The 18,692-nt window shown below is 61.0% G+C and carries 19 protein-coding genes and 1 pseudogene; 5 read left to right on the forward strand and 15 right to left on the reverse strand.

The window, feature by feature from the left end; genetic code table 11:
* Positions 1-295 precede the first annotated feature (295 nt).
* Positions 296-475: pseudogene (locus tag DFO46_RS10950) on the forward strand (hypothetical protein); the annotation flags it as partial.
* A 2-nt stretch (positions 476-477) separates the two neighbouring features.
* Here the strand turns inward: DFO46_RS10950 and recO are convergent.
* Both recO and DFO46_RS10960 read right to left on the reverse strand, forming a co-directional pair.
* Positions 478-1,251: a DNA repair protein RecO gene (gene recO / locus DFO46_RS10955; protein ID WP_120277296.1), complete on the reverse strand. Its 774-nt coding sequence runs from the start codon at positions 1,249-1,251 to the stop codon at positions 478-480.
* Between the two features lie 54 nt (positions 1,252-1,305).
* Positions 1,306-1,932, reverse strand: coding sequence for a TetR/AcrR family transcriptional regulator (locus DFO46_RS10960; protein ID WP_348627748.1), 627 nt, complete (start codon positions 1,930-1,932; stop codon positions 1,306-1,308).
* Between the two features lie 169 nt (positions 1,933-2,101).
* Here DFO46_RS10960 and DFO46_RS10965 point away from each other — a divergent pair, with 169 nt between their 5' ends.
* Entirely contained in the window at positions 2,102-3,253 is a 1,152-nt protein-coding gene (locus DFO46_RS10965) for an AbrB family transcriptional regulator (protein ID WP_120277298.1), read from the forward strand.
* Between the two features lie 18 nt (positions 3,254-3,271).
* Here DFO46_RS10965 and era read toward each other — a convergent pair whose 3' ends face one another.
* The 8 genes from era to rpoZ all read right to left on the reverse strand — a co-directional run bounded on the left by era (position 3,272) and on the right by rpoZ (position 10,052).
* Complete coding sequence (gene era / locus DFO46_RS10970; RefSeq protein WP_120278215.1) at positions 3,272-4,213, reverse strand: GTPase Era; 942 nt, start codon at positions 4,211-4,213, stop codon at positions 3,272-3,274.
* A 9-nt stretch (positions 4,214-4,222) separates the two neighbouring features.
* Positions 4,223-4,945, reverse strand: coding sequence for a ribonuclease III (gene rnc / locus DFO46_RS10975; RefSeq protein WP_110793563.1), 723 nt, complete (start codon positions 4,943-4,945; stop codon positions 4,223-4,225).
* On the reverse strand, positions 4,942-5,679 hold the full coding sequence (gene lepB / locus DFO46_RS10980; protein WP_110793564.1) for a signal peptidase I: 738 nt from the start codon (positions 5,677-5,679) through the stop codon (positions 4,942-4,944). The genes rnc and lepB overlap by 4 nt, the downstream gene beginning before the upstream one ends.
* Positions 5,680-5,797: 118 nt before the next feature.
* Positions 5,798-6,202: a holo-ACP synthase gene (gene acpS, locus DFO46_RS10985; RefSeq protein ID WP_120277299.1), complete on the reverse strand. Its 405-nt coding sequence runs from the start codon at positions 6,200-6,202 to the stop codon at positions 5,798-5,800.
* A 1-nt stretch (position 6,203) separates the two neighbouring features.
* Complete coding sequence (locus DFO46_RS10990) at positions 6,204-6,785, reverse strand: DUF2062 domain-containing protein (protein WP_120278216.1); 582 nt, start codon at positions 6,783-6,785, stop codon at positions 6,204-6,206.
* 173 nt (positions 6,786-6,958) lie between these two features.
* Complete coding sequence (locus tag DFO46_RS10995; protein WP_110793566.1) at positions 6,959-7,111, reverse strand: DUF3563 family protein; 153 nt, start codon at positions 7,109-7,111, stop codon at positions 6,959-6,961.
* Positions 7,112-7,327: 216 nt separating this feature from the next.
* Complete coding sequence (locus tag DFO46_RS11000; RefSeq protein ID WP_110793567.1) at positions 7,328-9,553, reverse strand: bifunctional (p)ppGpp synthetase/guanosine-3',5'-bis(diphosphate) 3'-pyrophosphohydrolase; 2,226 nt, start codon at positions 9,551-9,553, stop codon at positions 7,328-7,330.
* 97 nt (positions 9,554-9,650) lie between these two features.
* On the reverse strand, positions 9,651-10,052 hold the full coding sequence (gene rpoZ, locus DFO46_RS11005) for a DNA-directed RNA polymerase subunit omega (RefSeq protein ID WP_062275086.1): 402 nt from the start codon (positions 10,050-10,052) through the stop codon (positions 9,651-9,653).
* Positions 10,053-10,349: 297 nt separating this feature from the next.
* Here rpoZ and DFO46_RS11010 point away from each other — a divergent pair, with 297 nt between their 5' ends.
* A complete protein-coding gene (locus DFO46_RS11010) occupies positions 10,350-10,934 on the forward strand; it encodes an NYN domain-containing protein (RefSeq protein ID WP_110793600.1) in 585 nt (194 codons plus the stop codon).
* A 242-nt stretch (positions 10,935-11,176) separates the two neighbouring features.
* Here the strand turns inward: DFO46_RS11010 and DFO46_RS11015 are convergent, their stop codons facing one another.
* From DFO46_RS11015 to dapA, 5 genes are all read right to left on the reverse strand, one after another.
* On the reverse strand, positions 11,177-11,596 hold the full coding sequence (locus DFO46_RS11015; RefSeq protein WP_205908201.1) for a DUF3830 family protein: 420 nt from the start codon (positions 11,594-11,596) through the stop codon (positions 11,177-11,179).
* A 5-nt stretch (positions 11,597-11,601) separates the two neighbouring features.
* Entirely contained in the window at positions 11,602-12,078 is a 477-nt protein-coding gene (gene smpB, locus DFO46_RS11020) for an SsrA-binding protein SmpB (RefSeq protein WP_120277300.1), read from the reverse strand.
* A 263-nt stretch (positions 12,079-12,341) separates the two neighbouring features.
* On the reverse strand, positions 12,342-12,833 hold the full coding sequence (locus DFO46_RS11025; protein ID WP_120277301.1) for a hypothetical protein: 492 nt from the start codon (positions 12,831-12,833) through the stop codon (positions 12,342-12,344).
* 19 nt (positions 12,834-12,852) lie between these two features.
* The gene (locus DFO46_RS11030; protein ID WP_120277302.1) at positions 12,853-13,980 is read right to left on the reverse strand and encodes a HigA family addiction module antitoxin; all 1,128 of its coding nucleotides are present in this window, start codon (positions 13,978-13,980) and stop codon (positions 12,853-12,855) included.
* 525 nt (positions 13,981-14,505) lie between these two features.
* Complete coding sequence (gene dapA, locus DFO46_RS11040; protein WP_120277304.1) at positions 14,506-15,390, reverse strand: 4-hydroxy-tetrahydrodipicolinate synthase; 885 nt, start codon at positions 15,388-15,390, stop codon at positions 14,506-14,508.
* 246 nt (positions 15,391-15,636) lie between these two features.
* Here dapA and DFO46_RS11045 point away from each other — a divergent pair, with 246 nt between their 5' ends.
* Both DFO46_RS11045 and DFO46_RS11050 read left to right on the forward strand, forming a co-directional pair.
* Entirely contained in the window at positions 15,637-17,703 is a 2,067-nt protein-coding gene (locus DFO46_RS11045) for a lytic transglycosylase domain-containing protein (RefSeq protein ID WP_120277305.1), read from the forward strand.
* Positions 17,704-17,785: 82 nt separating this feature from the next.
* Positions 17,786-18,646: an alpha/beta hydrolase gene (locus tag DFO46_RS11050; RefSeq protein WP_120277306.1), complete on the forward strand. Its 861-nt coding sequence runs from the start codon at positions 17,786-17,788 to the stop codon at positions 18,644-18,646.
* Positions 18,647-18,692 lie beyond the last annotated feature (46 nt).

Raw genomic sequence — 18,692 nt, forward strand, 5'->3', positions numbered from 1 at the left:
CAGGTCGCCCGTTGACGGATTCGGAGCCAGCACCTACCTTGTGCGAGCTGGTTCGGACACTGACGACGAACCATGACTGGCCTCCCTTTGGAGGCCACAGCCAAAGAAGGAGGTCAGCGAAATGCAAGTTGTATTTCTTGATGCCATCCGATCCTGGCAGACGACCCCGTGCCTCGTGATGGTGAAACGCCATTACGCCTGCTCCTGTCGAATGTGACGCAGCGCAAAGACTGATCACCACAAACGACTATTGAAACAGCGCCGTGCATAGAGTGCACGAGCGGGGACATTCATTATGAAAAAGCAAGTCATTGAATATGCCGGAATCCCGGTTGGCATCACCATTCCCGACGGCGACAGGGTCAAGTTCATCGCCGTCAAATATCCGGTCATCGACCTGGATGGCGGTAGCTATCGCAATATCAGCGAACTTCAGGCCGCCATCCACAATCACATGGCCAAATCGGCGCCTGAGGATCAGGCCGAGTTTCTCGGTGCGGCCAATGCCCCGGTTGCCTCGAGCGCCCGCAGGGTCTTCAACGCCGCCTGACAAAAGCCCTCCCGTGCCGCGCCCGCTTCAAGCCCGCGCGGCACGTACACGTGGCGGTCCAGGAAATATGCGGTGAGCCGGAAGGCCGCTGCCAGGCTTTCGGGATCGGCCCTTTTCCGGCTTCCGGACGACAGGAAATCCGGAAGCGACAACATCTTGTCCGCCCAGGGAGCGCCTGCCGCACGGCTGACAGCCCGGCCGGATTTCGGCGAGACATAAGCAAGATCATCACGCAGCCCTGTCGCCGCGCATTCGTCCAGATCCAGACCGAAGCCGAGATCGTTCAGCAGTGCCAGCTCGAAGCGGACGAAGAGTTCGCCGGCGGTTGCCGGCTCCTCCAGATGATCGAGAATGACGTCGAGGGCTTCGAAGAGATGCGGATGGGGATCGCGTTCGGGTAGAAGGCGCAAGAGGGAGCCAAGCGCCTGGACGCCGTAGACGGCGGTGGCACTCTCCATCAGCCGCCCTGCCCGCAAGATCAGCGGCTCCACCCTGTATTCACCGAGATGTTCGTCGAGCCTTGCCCGCCAGGTGACTTCCAGCCGGTTTCCAGGCTGCAGGACCGGCTGCATGCTGCGCGAGCGACCGGACCTGATCATGCCGAGATGCCGGCCACGGCTGCGGGTCATCATTTCGGCAATGACGCTGGTTTCGCCATGCCTGCGCACACCGAGCAGAATTGCCTCGTCCGTCCATTGCATGGAGACAGTCTAGCCTAGACCGCTCCCCCGGGACAACCGATTCGACTGCCGCTCTCAGAAATCCGAGAGGTAACGTCGAACCCAGCCGCGCCATTGGGCAAGCGCTTCGGACTTGCCGGTATAACGTTTCTCTTCATGCAGTTGCGCCAACGACTTCATCGCCTGCAGCAGCACCACCGCCATGGCCTGGCGCTCGTCGTCGCCAAGTTGAGGCCGCCAGGCGGCAAGGCAGTCTGCAATGTGGCGTCGCAGGCTTTCGCGCAGCACGCCGGGGCGCACGCCCGGCTGTTCCCAGCGTGCATCGAGAAGGCTCAGCGCCAGGCTGCGCTCGGATGCATGGGCGACCATCACGTCAAGAAGACGATCGGCGAGGTCGGCGCCGTCAAGCTCAGGGGCCTGTTCGCAGATCCTGTCGAGCGCCGCCGTCACATGTTCGCCATAACGGGCAACCAGAGCATCTGCCAGGACATCCTTGTTGGGAAAGAACTGGTACAGTGAACCGATCGGCGCACCGGCGCGGGCCGCGATCTCGGTCATGGTCGCTGCCTTGTAACCCTGCTCGGCAAAGACGCTGGCGCCGGCATCAAGCAGGCGGGCGACGCGCGCAATGCCACGCTGGCGCTTCGGTTCCTTGGCCACGGGAATGGCGGTCACCTTCGGCCGTGCGGATGACGCCGGAATCGTAGAGACATCCGCCACGTCTGCGGCTTTCGTCGGAATCGACAAACTTGACTTTTGCGAGGACATTCTCATAAAACTCGTTTGTGAGGTTCACCTCATTTATTTTACGAATTTGCGCTTTCGTCCAGTGCTTTCCCACTCAGCGGCGCGGCGAAATCAGGAGATGCCCATGGGTGATCAGGCAGACCTGCCCGACAAGGCGTCCGAAGCGGCAGCGGTGATCGCGGCAACTGGCCCTGCTCCACCGCCGGGCATGCTGACGCCCCTGCCCGTCACCGTCCGCTGGGCCATCCTGTTTGCGATCTCTCTGACGCTCTCGACCATCCTTTTCGCCACGCATATTCCAGGCGCCCTGCTGCTCGGGCCGATGGCGGCCGCCATTCTGGTCGCCACGAACGGGGCGCGTCTCTCCGTCCATCGCTATCCCTATATCTTCGCCCATTCGCTGCTCGGCTGCATCATCGCGCGCTCGCTCGATCTGGAAACGCTGAAAGCGGTCGCGCTCGACTGGCCGATCTTTCTGGCGATCGTCATGGCGGTCATCTCGGCGAGCAGCCTTCTCGGTTATCTGATCGCCAAAGCCGACATCCTGCCGGGGACAACGGCCGTATGGGGCACGTCGGCCGGGGCGGCATCCGCCATGGTGCTGATGGCCGAAGCGCATGGCGCTGACGCACGGCTGGTCGCCTTCATGCAGTATCTGCGGGTGGTGTTCGTGGCGACCGGTGCCTCGATCGTGGCTGCACTGGTCTTCCGGATCAGCGGAGGCACCGCGCCACAGACCGTGTGGTTTCCGCAAACGGACTGGCTCGACCTGGGCCTGACGCTTGCTGCTGCTCTTACCGCGGCCTCCGTTGGTGCTCGCCTCAAGATCCCCGCCGGCACCATGCTGCTGCCTCTGGTGGTCACCACGATCCTGCATGTGTCCGGATTGATCTCGCTGCACCTGCCGCAATGGTTGCTGGCACTCGCCTATGGCGTGATCGGCTGGCGGGTCGGGCTGACCTTCACCCGCCGGATCCTCCGGCATGCGGCCAGCGCCCTTCCCCAGGTGGTCGGTTCGATCCTCGTCCTTATGGCGTTTTGCGGCGGGCTCGCCTTTTTGCTCTGGTGGCTCATGGGGATCGACCCGCTGACCGCCTATCTGGCAACCAGCCCTGGCGGCCTCGATTCGATCGCCATCATCGCCGCGTCGACGCCCGTCGACATGTCCTTCGTGATGGCCTTGCAGACCATGCGGCTGATCCTGATCATCCTGCTCGGTCCGCAGATCGCCTCTTTCGTCGCCCGGCGGATCAAGCCCGCCGGGGCGAAAGGATAAAAAGCAGAAGAAAGACCGTCAGTCGCGGGGGAATTCGAGACCCATTTCGCGGAAGCGCTCGGGGTCGTTGCCCCAGTTTTCCCGCACCTTGACGAACAGGAAGAGGTGCACGGGCTGCTCGAGGATTTCCGACATCTCCTTGCGCGAGGCCGTCGAGATCGCCTTGATGGCATCACCGTTCTTGCCGAGCACGATCTTCTTCTGGCTGTCGCGCTCGACATAGATCACCTGTTCGATGCGAACGGAGCCATCCTTGCGCTCTTCCCACTTTTCCGTCTCGACATGCGACGAATAGGGAAGTTCCTGGTGCAGGCGCAGGAAGAGCTTTTCGCGGGTGATCTCGGCGGCCAGCTGACGCATCGGCAGATCGGAAATCTGGTCTTCCGGATAATACCACGGGCCTTCCGGGAAGGTTTCGGCCAGATAGTCCATGATGTCGTCGCAGCCGGAGCCGGTCGTGGCCGAAATCATGAAGGTGCGGTCGAACTTGACGGCTGCGTTCGCCGTTTCGGCGAGCTTGAACAGGTCCTCATGACGCACCCGGTCGATCTTGTTCAGGACCAGGATCTTCGGCTGCGGCACATCCTTCAGGGCTTCCAGGATCGCCTCGGCGTCGCCGCGCAGACCGCGTTCGCTGTCGATCAGGAGCAGGATGATGTCTGCATCCTTTGCACCGCCCCAGGCCGAGGTCACCATGGCGCGGTCGAGCTTGCGGCGCGGCTTGAAGATGCCGGGCGTGTCCATGAAGACGATCTGCGCGTTCTTGTGGATCGCGATACCGCGCATCACGGCGCGGGTCGTCTGCACCTTGTGGCTGACGATCGAGACCTTGGCGCCGACGAAGCGGTTGACCAGCGTCGACTTGCCGGCATTGGTCGGGCCGATAAGGGCGACGAAGCCGGATCGGGTCGGGGTGGCGACGGTGGCTTCGCCGCCGTCATGGCTTTCTGTTTCGGTCATGGTGTCCAATCAGTTTGCGTCAGAGGCCTTGGCCCAGACGCCTTCGCGTTCGAGAATCTTGGTCGCGGCCACCTGCTCGGCGGCGCGCTTTGAACGGTCGATGCCCACCTCGGGCTTCAGGCCCGGGATCTCGACAATCACCGTGAAGCGGGGATCATGATCCGGTCCGGAGCGATCCGCAACCTTGTATGTCGGCGGCGCGCCATACCGGGCATGCGTCCATTCCTGCAATTCGGTCTTGGCGTCGCGGCGGGCGCCATCGGCGCGGGCAGCACGGGCCGTCCAGTATTTCAGGATGAAGCCGCGCGCGGCTTCCAAACCGGCATCCAGATAGATGGCAGCAATCAGGGCTTCGACCACGTCGGCGCGAACATTGAGCATGTTCTTCGCGGTGATCTTTTTCACGTCTGCGCCGGTGCGGATGAAGCGATGGAGCTCCATTTCGTCGGCGACGGCAGCGCAGGTCTCTGCGCTGACGAGCTGGTTGAAGCGGACGGAGAGTTCTCCCTCCGCCGCCTTGCGGAAGGTGCTGAAGAGGAGCTCGGCCACACACAGGCCGAGCACGCGGTCGCCGAGGAATTCGAGGCGCTCATAGTCGCCCTCCCCCTTCGACGGCTGGGCGCTCGAATGCGTGAGCGCGCGGGACAGGCGATCCCGATCGGCAAAACGATGCCCGACCAGAGTTTCGATCTCCGCCCAATGCTCCTCTGCGACGCCCTTCTTCCTGTTCATTCGACAACCTTGAACAGGCGATCCCAACGCATGTTGGACGGCCACTTCCAGACTTCGCGGAACGAGGTGTCGTTGCCAAGCGAGAAGAAGATCAGCGAGGCCTTGCCGATCAGGTTTTCGGCCGGCACGAAGCCGACATCGAAGCGGCTGTCGAGCGAGTTGTCGCGGTTGTCGCCCATCATGAAATAATGGCCTTCCGGCACGATGAACTCGCGGGTGTTGTCGCCCCGCGTATCCGGCGCCTGGTCGAGCGTGTCATAGGTCACGCCGTTGTCCATGGTTTCGCGGAAGACCGGCACGTCGGTGCCCGGATCCATGCGATAGTCCGAGGTGAAAACCCCGTCCTCGACCTTCGGCACCGGCTGGCCATTGATGTTCAGCACGCCATTGATGACCTGGATGCGGTCACCCGGCAGGCCGACGAGGCGCTTGATGTAATCGATGCTCGGATTCGGCGGGAAGCGGAAGACGACGATGTCGCCGCGCTTCGGCTCGCTTGCCAGGATGCGACCCTCGAAGAGGTCCGGCGAGAAGGGCAGCGAGTATTTCGAGTAGCCGTAGGAGAACTTGTTGACGAAGATATAGTCGCCGACCAGCAGGGTCGGCATCATCGAGCCCGACGGGATCGTGAAAGGCTGGAACAACACGGTCCGGATCACCATGGCCAGCAGGAGGGCCTGGATGATGACCTTGATGTTTTCCCAAAGGGCACTTTGCTTCTTGGCTTCGCTCACGCGGGTCTGTTCCTTCTTGCGAAAATCCTGCTCTCTCTAGAGCTATTCATTGTCAAATGGAAGGCTGTCAGCCGGCCCGGCAAGCGGCGAAGCCGCCAAACCGGTGCGACCGGATGTATCAGACATTCAGCGGCAGGGCCTCGATGACGACGAAGGCCTGGGCATAGGGAAACTCGTCTGTGATGGTGAGATGCACGACGGGTCGGTACCCTTCCGGCACCAGGCGATCGAGGAATTTGCGCGCGCCGCCGGTGAGTTCCAGGCCGGGCTTGCCGTTCGGCAGATTAACGACGCCCATTTCCTTCCAGAACACGCCCTCGGCGATCCCCGTGCCAAGCGCCTTGGACATGGCCTCCTTAGCGGCGAAACGCTTGGCATACGACGCGGCCGAATCCTTGCGGCCATTCGAGCGCGCCTGCTCCTCGTCGGTGAAGCAACGCGCCGTGAATTTTTCGCCGAAGCGCTCGATCGACTTCTCGATCCGGCGGATGTCGATGAGGTCGCTGCCGATACCGATGATCATCTCAGACACTCGTCCCTTCCAAGGCATCGGCCAGGCGCGCCCTTGCCCGTTCTGACAGCCGTTCGCGCCGCCGGCGCTGGAACCGATCGACGGCGACATAGGTGCAGGCATAGACGACGATCGTGCTGATGACGGCAAGCGGAATGGCACCGACAAGCATGGGCTTCAGGACCGGCTCCCAGATATGGGCAATCCCGAATTCGTGCCAAAGATGGTGCAGATCGACGGCGGGACCGGAGGGGCCATCCTGGCCGAGCAGATAGCGGCCAACTTCCCAGGTCGCTGCCCATATGAACGGGAACGTCAGCGGATTGCCGACCGCCGTTCCAAGCGCTGCCGCAAGCATGTTGCCCGAGACCAGATAGGCGAGCGCAAAGGCAATCAGGAAGTGGAAGCCGATGAACGGCGTCAGTGACGACACGATACCCGCGACAAGACCAGCGGCCACCGCATGCGGCGTCGCCGACAGACGCAGGACACGTTTGCCGAAGTACTGAAACGGGCGGGAGAAGCCTTTTCGCGGCCATACCAGCTCGCGCAGCCTCGTCGAATAGGAAAGCGGTTGGCGACGTCGAAACAGCATGGACAACATGTAGTTTATCCGCTGCGCTTCCCGCAAGGGTTACCCGTCGACGGAACGCCTTAATACACGAGGCGCCGGAAAGGACCGGCGCCGAACCTGGCGGCTGCCAAAGGCGGCCGTTCTGGCCGCCTACGGATCAGACATGATCTGCAGCCGAAGTGGGCTGCCGGTTATCAGAAACCGCGACGGAACACGCCACGGTCGATTTCGCGCTGGCGGTATTCCAGGTCGACGAGATCGCGAGCACCGTTCAGGTAGCTCATTTCACGTTCAGCAGCCGTGGGAACGCGGAGTGCACGGGCCAGTTTGCGGATCGGAGTAAACATCGTTTTATCCTCGGTTCTTTGTCTTCATCTGTTGATCCGAAGATAATGTTGCGCCGCACAAACCACCAGAGCCGATTGGCGACGCCAGATATGCACCAAACGCATATCGAAGGGGTCGAGGTTTACGTTTTGGGCAGAAGATGGGCAAAAGATAAGCAGTTCGCCGCAAGAGAAGCAGACTTGCGGGGCTGGTCCGTAACCTGCCCCGCAAGCGGATCAATCGTAGACACGCTTCACCGTCGAGATGCAGTCGAGCTCCTTCAGCTCGCCGAGCAACTGGCTGAGCTGACGCAGGTCCCAGACTTCGAGATCGATCGCCATTTCGGTGAAGTCGGTGGCAATGCGAATCATGTTCAAGACGCGGATATTGATATCGAGGCGGGCGACACACTGGGCAACGGTCGCCAGCGTGCCCGGCTCGTTGAGCGCATTGATCAGGATACGGGCGACGAAGCGCGACTTGTTCGCCTCGTCGAGATCCCAGCGCACATCGATCCAGCGCTCCGGCTCGTTCTCGAAGCGCTGCAGGGCCGAGGCCTGGATCGGATAGATGGTGATGCCCTTGTCGTCTTCCATGATGCCGACGATGCGGTCGCCGGGGACGGCACCTGCCGGGCCGAAATGCACCTCGGCATTGCCGGAGAGGCCGCGGATCGGCAGCGGCTCGGGGCCGTCACCTGCCGTCGGCACATCCCCCTTGGGATGGGCAGCACCAGGGATCTTGAAGACCATGCCATTGGCGCTGTTCATCGCGAACCAGCCGTCTTCCGCCGGTTTTGTCGTGACGCGCTCGTCCTGATAGTCGGGATAGACGGCGCGCAGCACGTCGAGCGACGAGGTTTCGCCGCGGCCGACCGAGGCGATCGCGTCTTCGACATCGCGCTGGCCGAGCCGGTGCAGAACCGGGCGCAGCGTATCGCGCGAAAAGACCTTGCCGGCGCGCTCGAAGGTGCGCTCCAGAATGCGCTGGCCAAGGCCGGCATATTGCTTGCGGATCGCCATGCGGGTGGCGCGGCGGATGGCGGCGCGCGCCTTGCCGGTGACGACGATCTCTTCCCAGGCCGCCGGCGGCACCTGCACGCCGGAGCGGATGATCTCGACTTCATCGCCATTCGACAGGCGTGTGACCAGCGGCATGATCGAGCCGTTGATCTTGGCGCCGACGCAGGTATCGCCGACATTGGTGTGGACGGCATAGGCGAAGTCGATCGGGGTCGCACCACGCGGCAGCGCGATCAGCTTGCCCTTGGGCGTGAAGCAGAAGACCTGGTCCTGGAAGAGTTCGAGCTTGGTATGCTCCAGGAATTCTTCCGGATTGTCGCCTTCCGCCAAAGCCTCGATTGTGTGGCGCAGCCAGGAATAGGCATTGCTTTCGCGCTTCAGCGGCTCGTTCGGATCGCCGTTTTCGCCATCCTTGTAGAGGCTGTGGGCGGCGATGCCGTATTCGGCGATCTCGTGCATGCGGCGCGTGCGGATCTGCAGTTCGATGCGCTGGCGGGACGGACCGACGATCGTGGTGTGGATCGAGCGGTAATCGTTCTGCTTCGGCGTCGAGATATAATCCTTGAAGCGGCCCGGCACCACGCGCCAGCGGGTGTGCACGATGCCGAGCGCCCGGTAGCAGCCCTGAACGTCGTCAACCAGGATGCGGAAGCCGTAGACGTCGGAGAGCTGCTCGAAGGACAGCGATTTCGACTGCATCTTGCGGAAGACGGAGTAAGGCCGCTTCTGGCGCCCCTTGACGCCGGCGTTCAAGAGGCCGTTCGCCACCAGGAGATCGCGCAGCTCGTCCTCGATCTTGGTGATCAGGCCCTCGTTGCGGGTCGATAGCTCCGCCAGACGGTTGGTCACCGTCTCATAGGCTTCCGGATTCATGTAGCGGAAGGACAGGTCCTCCAGCTCGTCGCGCATGTCCTGCATACCCATGCGGCCGGCGAGCGGCGCATAGATTTCCATCGTCTCTTCGGAAATGCGGGCGCGCTTGTCGTCGCGCATGTGCTCGAGCGTGCGCATGTTGTGCAGGCGGTCGGCGAGCTTGACGAGGAGAACACGCACGTCGTCGGAAATGGCGAGCAAGAGCTTGCGCAGGTTTTCCGCCTGCTTCGCCTTCTTGGTGACGAGGTCGAGCTTCTTGATCTTGGTGAGACCCTCGACGAGCCGGCCGATGTCTTCGCCGAACAATTCGTCGATCTCGGCGCGGGTGGCCGAGGTGTCTTCGATCGTGTCGTGCAGGAGGGCGACCGCGATGGTCGATTCGTCCAGGCGCATTTCGGTCAGAATGGCGGCGACCTCGAGCGGATGGGAGATATAGGGATCTCCGCTGGCGCGCGTCTGCTTGCCGTGCTTCTGCATGGCATAGACATAGGCCTTGTTCAGAAGAGCTTCGTTGGCGTCGGGCTTGTATTTCTGCACCCGCTCCACGAGCTCGTATTGCCGCATCATTCAGACGTCTCCTAGAAACGAAAAAGCGCGCCAGCCGACATGACTGGCGCACATTATCCAACTGTCAGAAACAGACTAAATTCCGACTAATTGACGATTAGTAATCGTCGCTCTTTTCCGGGGGAACGAGACCTTCGATACCGGCCAGCAGTTCCTCTTCCGACATCTGGTCGAAGGTGAGGGTTTCCGGCAGCTCGTCTTCTTCGTCGCCCTTGCCTGCGGTGCCGACATTGGCGAGCATCGAGCTCGGATCCTGCTCCGGCTCGTCGACTTCGACATGCTTCTGCAGCGAGTGGATCAGGTCTTCCTTGAGGTCGTCGGGCGACAGCGTCTCGTCGGCGATTTCGCGAAGCGCCACGACCGGGTTCTTGTCCTTGTCGCGATCGATGGTGATCGGCGCGCCCTGGGAGATCTGGCGGGCGCGGTGGCTCGCGAGCAAAACGAGCTCAAAGCGGTTCTCGACTTTGTCGATGCAATCTTCAACGGTGACGCGGGCCATTGCCTGTCCTTTACGGTCATGAATGCGAGGGATTGACGGGTGCGATACAGGCAATGGACGGCAATTTCAAGTTTTTCGTCACCAAGAGCCCGACCCGCGACAAAAGACAATCTGAAAAGCCATGATTTCCGCTTACATGCAACCCAGAGGTGCTTGGATTATCGAATTCCGTATCCTAAATACTTTTATATATGATCAGATCATAATTTAACGCTCTGGTCATATGTGGAGGGGCAAGGTATTGTTTTGATTTCCGATTGCCGCGTTAGTTCATATTGCACCTGAGGAATAATGAAGATGTTCGATCCGCGCGAAAAAATCGCCCTGTTCATCGATGGCGCCAATCTCTACGCAGCTTCCAAGAGCCTCGGCTTCGATATCGATTATCGCAAGCTTCTGAAGGCGTTCCAGAAGCGCGGTTACCTGTTGCGCGCCTATTATTACACCGCCCTCATCGAGGATCAGGAATATTCCTCGATCCGCCCGCTGATCGACTGGCTGGACTATAACGGCTACAAGGTCGTGACCAAGCCGGCGAAGGAATTCACCGACTCCATGGGCCGCCGCAAGGTCAAGGGCAACATGGATATCGAGCTTGCCATCGACGCGATGGAACAGTCCGAAACCGTCGACCATCTCGTGCTCTTCTCCGGCGACGGCGATTTCACCACGCTGGTCGAAGCGCTGCAGCGCAAGGGTCGCAAGGTCTCCGTCGTCTCGACCATGGCGACGCAACCGCCGATGATCGCCGATGATCTCCGCCGCCAGTCGGACCATTTCATCGACCTGATGACGCTCAAAGCCGAAATCGGCCGCGACCCCTCCGAGCGCGGCGCGCCGCGTGTCGCCGAGCCGGTATCGAGCCACGAAGAAGAGCATTGAGGGATTGGGAGCACCCTGCCCCACCTATAGTGTTTCGCTGCACGGTACCCCCCTCTGTCACTTCGTGACATCTCCCCCACAAGGGGGGAGAGTGGGGCGTCGCGTTTGCCGCTCCGTTTCTGGTTCCAAAGGCGGCGGGTGACAGCCCGGCGGCTCAGCCGCTCTCCCCCCTTGTGGGGGAGATGCCCGGCAGGGCAGAGGGGGTATTCTCGCGCCCCTCCCCTGGAAGCTTTTTTATGAACTTACATCGCCTCGAAAGCGATATCCTGCGCGCCCTGCCAAAGCACCATTTTCCCCATGGCCTCCAGCTGCTCCGCACCCTTCACCACCGTCAGAAAGTGATTGCCCGCGAGCATCCCCATCTTGCTGGCAAACTGCGAGGAGCCATAGGCAAACAGCAGTTCCGTTTCGCTGAAGCCGCCGGGATAAAGCAGGATATCACCGCGCGAGGGATGGCAGGTGTGGTTCTCGAAGCCCGCGCCGAACTGGAAATCGCCCAAGGGCACCCAAACCGCCTCGCCCGACCAGCGCGAATGGATCGCCTGGTTACGGAAGGGCAGGAAACTCTCAAAGATGCGGCAGGTCTCCGGCGCCTTTTCGCGCTCCAGCCTGGCCTCGAAGACGAAGGGGCCGACGGTGACCTTCAGAAACTCCAGCGCCATCAGCCTCAGCCCGTCTTCATCAAACGCTGCTTCTGGCGGTTCCAGTCGCGTTCCTTCTCGGTCTCGCGCTTGTCATGCAGCTTCTTGCCCTTGGCGAGCGCCAGCTCCAGCTTCGCCCTGCCCTTCTCGTTGAAATAGATTTTCAAGGGCACCAGCGTCATGCCCTCGCGGTTGATCGAGACGCGCAGGCGGTTGATCTCGCGCTTGGACAGAAGCAGCTTGCGGCGACGGCGCGGCTCGTGGTTAAAGCGGTTCGCCTGCAGATATTCCGGCAGATGCGAATTGATCAGCCAGATCTCCTCGCCCTCATCGGAGGCATAGGATTCGGCGATATTGGCCTTGCCCTCGCGCAGCGACTTGACCTCCGTGCCGGTCAGAACCAGACCCGCCTCGTAGGTGTCGACAATCTCGTAATTGAAGCGCGCCTTGCGGTTTTCCGCGACGATCTTGTTGACGGTGCGCTGCGAGCCTTTGGGGGCCATGGTCAAATCTTCCGTTTCGCCCGTAGCTTTCTCGTCATTCGACCGTGCCCGGGCGGAGCGCGGCTGTTGTCATGGATATGTAATGGAGGATGGGGGGGAAATAAAGGTGGGGTATGGGTGGGTGGAGGAATTGCCGAGTGGTAACTCGACCAACGCACGCCATATGAACGAGCACAGCGGGTAGCATCCACTAGCTGATAGCACGTCAAAATCCAACGGGCACCAGAGCAATTCTCTAGGCTGTAGCGATACCAGAAATTTGCTTACGCAGCCTCACCGTCCTCGTCTCGACCGACGCGACCAGCAGCTTCCATCTCTGCAACATCATCCGTGAAATCCAGAACTACCAAAAGAGGTAGCTCGGTTGGATTAACTTCATTAAAATGATCAACGTCTTGTTTGATTTGGAAACAATCGTCGGCAATCGCCTTGCGACGCTGGCTGAAAGATTTCTCCATAAAAGAGCGCGGGGCAGTGTCTATGTCCGCCCACAAACTCAATTGCACGCCTCCAATGTTCGTCCGTACTGAATGCTTGGCGCGATATCGCCTACCGTTGGAGTCTACACGCTTTTCTTGTCGCAAACTCTCGGCCAGCGCTTCACGGCAGATTTTCACTACGTCACGCGGCTGAGGTTTAAACAGGCCTTCCGAGATTGCCCAAGTGGCGACGTCGTCCAGTGACACTGGGCCAGAATCAACCTCTTCCGTATAGCGGTCAAATATTGACTGCATCTGTTCAGAGAACTTTGCCATTCATAACCACCGTTAGAAATCAGAGTTGCGCTTCGGCCACATGGCCCCATCCGTCACACACGGCTGTGGCAGGTAGATGCTTCCTTACCGCCACTTGATACTTGCGAAGGTAATCATATCGCTTCATTCGCTTTTGCAACTGGCCAACCACAATAGCCGGATGGACACCCATCAAAGATGCGAACCCAATTACGTCTCGCTCCGAGAAGTAAGGATGCTTTCTCGCATAGAAAGATTCCATCTTCTGCGTCGGAACACAAAAATCAGCAGCAGCTAAGTTGGCTGCACGTTCTTCTTCGTTATCCGAAAGACTATCAGAGGCGTTTTCACCCGATAAGTGATCAACAATACCAATCGACGATTTTCCGTGTCCCTCTAGAACGTGCTCAATCTCATGGCGCAACACAAACCAGAAGTTATCGAGGCGATCGTACAAAGTAGACATCCCAATAACGGGCGAATTCTCATCAAGCCAGGTACACACTCCATCGATCTTAGCGTTAGGCAAAACCTCGACGACAACAAACCGCACACCGCAATCCGATAGAATTTCAGGAACGTGCTTAACCGCTTCAGGATCAACCATCAGTCCTCTGAGTTTAGCCAAAGCAGTCCGGAGTCTTTCCGAGGAGAAAGGCGAAACAGACTGAAAACTTGCAAGCTGCCGAACTCGAAACACCCAGGCCAGCTGATTCGGCGGAGTTTCACCGTAGTGCGTCCGCTTCGCGGCGAACGCGACCCGACTGGCTTCTTGATCGTTCGCGACTTCGAAGAACCTATCCATCTGAAGCTGGAGCAGCGATGCCTCCCCATCATGGATCCAGCCACGGCGTATCATTTCGCGCACAGGGTAGGCCGCCTGCAGCCCAGCCCGCGTCCTTACCGCCGGGTCAGGTTGCTTCGCACTCTGGAGATCAAACTGGCTCTGGAGATTGAGGAAGAACTGTGGAGACGCACCAAAGGCGTCCCCCAGTAAGCGTGCCATATCGGGCGTAACCGCTCGCTTTCCGGACAGAAGCGGATTCAATTGCTGCTCGGTCTGTCCGAGGATGAATGCAAGGTCACGCTGGGACCAGCCCCGAGCTTCCAACTCAAGCTTGATGAACACTCCAGGAGGCTCGACCGCGACCATATTGAGGTTGGCCATCAGGCAGCCCCCCTAGCTTTCTCTTCAATCGATTTCACAATCACAGCCATAGCGTTATTGACTTCCTCAATCCGTAGACTCAAGACCCAGTCCGGAGCCACTGAAACGAAGTATTCTGACGAGCCAGGGACACCCTGACTCAAGCCTAAGCTTCGCCAATTCTTTAAAGTTCGAACATCAGGTGCGGCGCGTATCATACTGAGGCGTAATCGCGCGGATTGAATTACCGCAACGGGGAGCCTCGTCTGCGCAGCACTCTCTGTCTCGATAAGGGCCAAATGCCGATTAGGAAACTCGATATCCATACATCAAGAGTAGTCGAGTCGATCTGTTCCGTCAATAGAACTTAACGCCTTGCGTTAAGTCGCTAAACAGACGCGATGGCGATGACCAGAAAGAGGTCGCCATCAAGACCGGGTAGCTTCGCTGGGCGAGTTAGACTTTATGTGATCGACGGAAGCTAGATGCGCGCAAGCTCCCCCCGCAAACAAAAAAAGCCGGCGTCTCCGCCGGCCTCCCATCCCCTCAATTCACCAGTCCCGCATGCTTCAGCGCCGCGTCGATCGCGGCTTCCGTCGAAGCCTCCAGCGTGCCCAAGAGCGGCAGGCGGACGGTGCGGTTCATGCCGCGGGTGCGGTTCAGCGCATATTTCGCGCCGCAGAGGCCGGGCTCCAGGAAGATCGCCTTGTGCAGAGGCATCAGGCGGTCCTGGTAGGCGAGTGCCTTGGCATAGTCACCGGCCAAGGTCGCTGCCTGGAATTCGGCACAGAGGCGCGGGGCGACATTGGCGGTGACGGAAATGCAGCCGGTGCCGCCATGGGCGTTGAAGCCGAGGGCCGTTGCATCTTCGCCCGAGAGCTGGACGAAATCCGGCCCACAGGTGATGCGCTGTTCGGAGACGCGCTCGATCTTGCCGGTCGCATCCTTCACGCCGACGATGTTCTTGTGCGCCTTGGCGAGCGCGCCCATGGTCTCCGGCGACATGTCGATCACCGAGCGGCCAGGGATGTTGTAGATGATGATCGGCAGCGCGGTCGCCTTGGCGATCGCCTCGTAATGGGCGATCAGGCCCTTCTGGGTCGGCTTGTTGTAATAGGGGGTGACGACCAGCAGCGCATCGGCGCCGACGGCCTCGGCATGCTGGGCAAGCTCGATGGCCTCCAGCGTGTTGTTGGAGCCTGCGCCGGCAATGACGGGCACGCGCTTTTTTGCCACTTCGACACAGAGTTCGACCACGCGCTTGTGTTCGGCATGGGAGAGGGTCGGCGATTCGCCCGTGGTGCCGACGGGCACGAGGCCGCTCGAGCCTTCTGATATCTGCCATTCGACATGGGCGGCAAAGCTTGCTTCGTCAACGCTACCGGTTTCCGTGAACGGCGTGACGAGTGCGGGAATGGATCCCTGGAACATGCAGTCAAACTCCTCATGGCCGAGATCCACGCTTCGGCCGCATTCCTTGGTTAAATCGGGGGCACATTACTGCGCAGCCTCAAGCCCCACAAGCGCATAAGCGATGGTTTTGTGACGCTTTTCAGGCCTCTGGTCGGCGCCGGCTTGAAGGCCCCGCTCAGGGAAATGTGATCGGGGCTCGCAAGGTTTCGTTAACCAAGCGGCGGGCTTATAGTGGAGGACAAGTTTCTGGGTTCTGGTGTGCGGATGCAAAAATCGCGTCTCTTCGGCTCCGTCTTCGGTCTGTGTCTCGCGGCGCTCGCGCCGGCGGGGAGCATGTTTGCGTCCGATGTGCCGGTGCCGGCGGTGAAACCTCTGGGTTTTGCGCCGATCCAGAAAACGCCCCCCTCCTTTGAAACCACCGGCGCCATTCCGCGCGCAGGCAACCTTGTCGCTGTCAATCCGCAGCTGAAGGCGGGGCTCGATGCGCTCTCCGACAAGGATGGTGCGGCGGCGATTGCCATCCGCAACCGGATGGCCGACGGGCTCGACCGGCATATGTTGACCTGGTCGATCGCGATGTCGGGGCTGAAAGATGTGCCCGCCGCCGAAATCGCAGCCGCGCAACGACAACTCACCGGCTGGCCGGGGCTCAAATCCTTCCGCGCCAATTCGGAAAAGGCGCTCTACCGGGAAAATCCGCCCGCGCGGGACGTGATTGCCGCCTTTGGCGATACGGCTCCGGAGACGACGGAAGGGCTGATGCTGCTCGCCCGCGCCGAACTGGCTGCAGGGCAGCAGGCCAAAGCCGCCAACCGGCTCAAAAAACTCTGGCGCTCGGAGGCGCTGGATACCGCGACCGAAGACAAGATCCTCGGTGAATTCTCGGGCCTGCTCGGCGTGGCCGATCACCGGGCGCGCATGGACATGCTGCTTTACCGCGACCGCGCAGCCCAGGCGAAACGGTTTTCCACGCTCGGCGAGGCGCAATCGCTCTACAAGGCCTGGGCGGCGCTGATCGCGCGCTCGGGCAATCTCGATTCTGTTTTGGCTGCGGTCGACGCCAAATGGCGCAAGGACCCGGCCTTCCTCTTCATCCAGATCGAAAAGCTGCGCCGCGACCAGGATTACGAGGCGGCGGCGGCCCTGCTTAACAAGATGCCCAGGGATAAGGAGCGGCTGGTCAGCACACGCGACTGGTGGAACGAGCAACGGATCATCGCGCGGGGCTTGGCCGATCTCGGCGATTATAAAGCCGCCTACCGGATCGCCGCCCAGCATGTGGCGTCAGACGCGACCGATGTGGCGGATGCCGAATTCCATGCCGGCTGGTATGCGCTGCGCGGGTTGAACGATCCGAAGACGGCAAGCCGGCATTTTGCCCGGATTCTTGAGGTGTCGAACCGGCCGCTGTCGGCCTCTCGCGCCTGGTACTGGCTCGGCCGGGCGGCGGAAGTGGAGAAGGACGGCAAGGCTCACGACTATTTCGCCAAGGCAGCCCGGCATTCGAGCACGTTTTACGGTCAGCTGGCGGCGGCCCGCGTCGACAAGCCGGGCATCCAGATCCCCTACCCCCGCCCTTCCGAGGCCGAGCGGGCGAGTTTTCTAGGCCGCGAAGCGGTGCAGGCGATCGCGCGCTACGAGGCAGCCGGCCATGGCTGGCGGGCGCAGAGCCTTTACCGGGCGCTGGCCGACCAGATCGACAGCCCCGGCGAACTGGCGCTGCTTTGCGCCCGGGCGGAAAAATCGGATGGCGGGCATCAGCTGTCGCTGCAGATCGGCAAGGCCGCTTACGCGCGGGGAATCGACGTTCCCGCACTCGCCTTCCCGGTCGGCGTCATTCCCGACAGCGCCAATATCTCCGGCTCCGGCAAGGCGCTGGCTTACGCGATTGCCCGGCAGGAAAGCGCCTTCAACCCGGCCGCCGTCTCGCCCGCCAATGCGCGCGGGCTGCTGCAGCTGTTGCCGTCGACCGCCAAGGGCGTCGCCCAGCGCCACGGCATCGCCTATCAGCCGGACAAACTCACCCGCGATCCCGGCTTCAACGCGACGCTCGGGGCGCATTATCTTGGCGAGCAGATCGACGCTTTTGGCGGCTCCTACATCTTGACCTTCATCGCCTACAATGCGGGCCCCCGCAAAGTGCCCGACTGGATCGCGCGCTACGGCGACCCGCGCGGCAAATCCATCGACGAGGTGGTCGACTGGATCGAGCGCATCCCCTTCCCCGAAACGCGCAATTATGTGCAGCGGGTGATGGAGAATTATCAGGTCTACAAGAGCCGGCTCGGCCAGAAGACCGATATCGTGCACGACCTGCGCTTCGGGCGATAGCCTCTCACATTCCCCTGCCTTGTTGCATAATGACTGCGGCGCCTGTCTCCGCTAGGTTCCTCTCGAACCGGGACGGGAGGATATCGTGGCGAGGATCGACCATTTCATTACCAATGCGGATGGATTGGCGCTGCATGCGCGGGAATATGGCGCGGACAATGGCGGCATACCGGTCGTCTGCCTGCCGGGACTGACCCGCAATTTGCTGGATTTCGAGGCGCTCGCGCTGTTGCTTTCCGAGGGGCCCGGCGCGCGCCGGGTCATTTCCCTGTCCTCGCGCGGACGCGGGCTGTCCGACCACGACCCCGATCCCTCCCGCTACACGATCCCCGTCGAGGCTGCGGATGTCATTGCGGTGCTGGACCGGTTGGAGATCGACCGGGCAGCATTCATCGGCACATCGCGCGGCGGGCTCATCCTGCATGTGCTGGCGATAACGCATGCGGGGCGGATCGAGCGTGTGGTGCTGAACGACGTCGGACCGGTGCTGGAGCTGGAAGGCTTGCAGCAGATCCAGGCCTATCTCGGAGGGCGGGCGACACCGCGCGATTTTGACGAGGCGGCGGCGATCCTGCGCGACATCCACGGACAAGACTTCCCGGCACTCGATGACCGCGACTGGACGGACATGGCGCAAGCGCTTTACCGCCAGACAGACGGGCACATTTCAGCCGATTACGACCCCGCCATTGCCGACCAGTTCCGCTCGGCCGATTTCAGCCAGTCTCTGCCGGACCTGTGGCCACAGTTCGATCTGCTGGCGGAGAAGCCGGTCATGGTGGTGCGGGGGGAGCATTCGCGGCTCTTGTCGAAAGAGACGGTGGACGACATGGCCCGACGGCATGTCGGTCTCGTGGCTGTGGAGGCGAAGGGCCAGGGACATGCGCCGCTGCTGCATCTCGGCACGCTGCCGGCGGCGATTCGACGCTTCCTGGAGAGCTGACGCGGCCAGCGGCAGCTGGACATCCGTCTCCGACAACCCGACAAAC

This window comes from Rhizobium sp. AG855 (assembly GCF_003610655.1).
Classification (GTDB): domain Bacteria; phylum Pseudomonadota; class Alphaproteobacteria; order Rhizobiales; family Rhizobiaceae; genus Allorhizobium; species Allorhizobium wuzhouense.

What these genes read in the sequence shown, in the direction of transcription:
- recO (WP_120277296.1), bottom strand. Translation starts at nt 1,251, where the DNA reads ATGCAATGGACGGACGAGGCAATTCTGCTCGGTGTGCGCAGGCATGGC.
- DFO46_RS10965 (WP_120277298.1), top strand. Translation starts at nt 2,102, where the DNA reads ATGGGTGATCAGGCAGACCTGCCCGACAAGGCGTCCGAAGCGGCAGCG.
- era (WP_120278215.1), bottom strand. Translation starts at nt 4,213, where the DNA reads ATGACCGAAACAGAAAGCCATGACGGCGGCGAAGCCACCGTCGCCACC.
- rnc (WP_110793563.1), bottom strand. Translation starts at nt 4,945, where the DNA reads ATGAACAGGAAGAAGGGCGTCGCAGAGGAGCATTGGGCGGAGATCGAA.
- acpS (WP_120277299.1), bottom strand. Translation starts at nt 6,202, where the DNA reads ATGATCATCGGTATCGGCAGCGACCTCATCGACATCCGCCGGATCGAG.
- DFO46_RS10990 (WP_120278216.1), bottom strand. Translation starts at nt 6,785, where the DNA reads ATGCTGTTTCGACGTCGCCAACCGCTTTCCTATTCGACGAGGCTGCGC.
- DFO46_RS10995 (WP_110793566.1), bottom strand. Translation starts at nt 7,111, where the DNA reads ATGTTTACTCCGATCCGCAAACTGGCCCGTGCACTCCGCGTTCCCACG.
- DFO46_RS11000 (WP_110793567.1), bottom strand. Translation starts at nt 9,553, where the DNA reads ATGATGCGGCAATACGAGCTCGTGGAGCGGGTGCAGAAATACAAGCCC.
- rpoZ (WP_062275086.1), bottom strand. Translation starts at nt 10,052, where the DNA reads ATGGCCCGCGTCACCGTTGAAGATTGCATCGACAAAGTCGAGAACCGC.
- DFO46_RS11010 (WP_110793600.1), top strand. Translation starts at nt 10,350, where the DNA reads ATGTTCGATCCGCGCGAAAAAATCGCCCTGTTCATCGATGGCGCCAAT.
- DFO46_RS11015 (WP_205908201.1), bottom strand. Translation starts at nt 11,596, where the DNA reads ATGGCGCTGGAGTTTCTGAAGGTCACCGTCGGCCCCTTCGTCTTCGAG.
- smpB (WP_120277300.1), bottom strand. Translation starts at nt 12,078, where the DNA reads ATGGCCCCCAAAGGCTCGCAGCGCACCGTCAACAAGATCGTCGCGGAA.
- DFO46_RS11025 (WP_120277301.1), bottom strand. Translation starts at nt 12,833, where the DNA reads ATGGCAAAGTTCTCTGAACAGATGCAGTCAATATTTGACCGCTATACG.
- DFO46_RS11030 (WP_120277302.1), bottom strand. Translation starts at nt 13,980, where the DNA reads ATGGCCAACCTCAATATGGTCGCGGTCGAGCCTCCTGGAGTGTTCATC.
- dapA (WP_120277304.1), bottom strand. Translation starts at nt 15,390, where the DNA reads ATGTTCCAGGGATCCATTCCCGCACTCGTCACGCCGTTCACGGAAACC.
- DFO46_RS11045 (WP_120277305.1), top strand. Translation starts at nt 15,637, where the DNA reads ATGCAAAAATCGCGTCTCTTCGGCTCCGTCTTCGGTCTGTGTCTCGCG.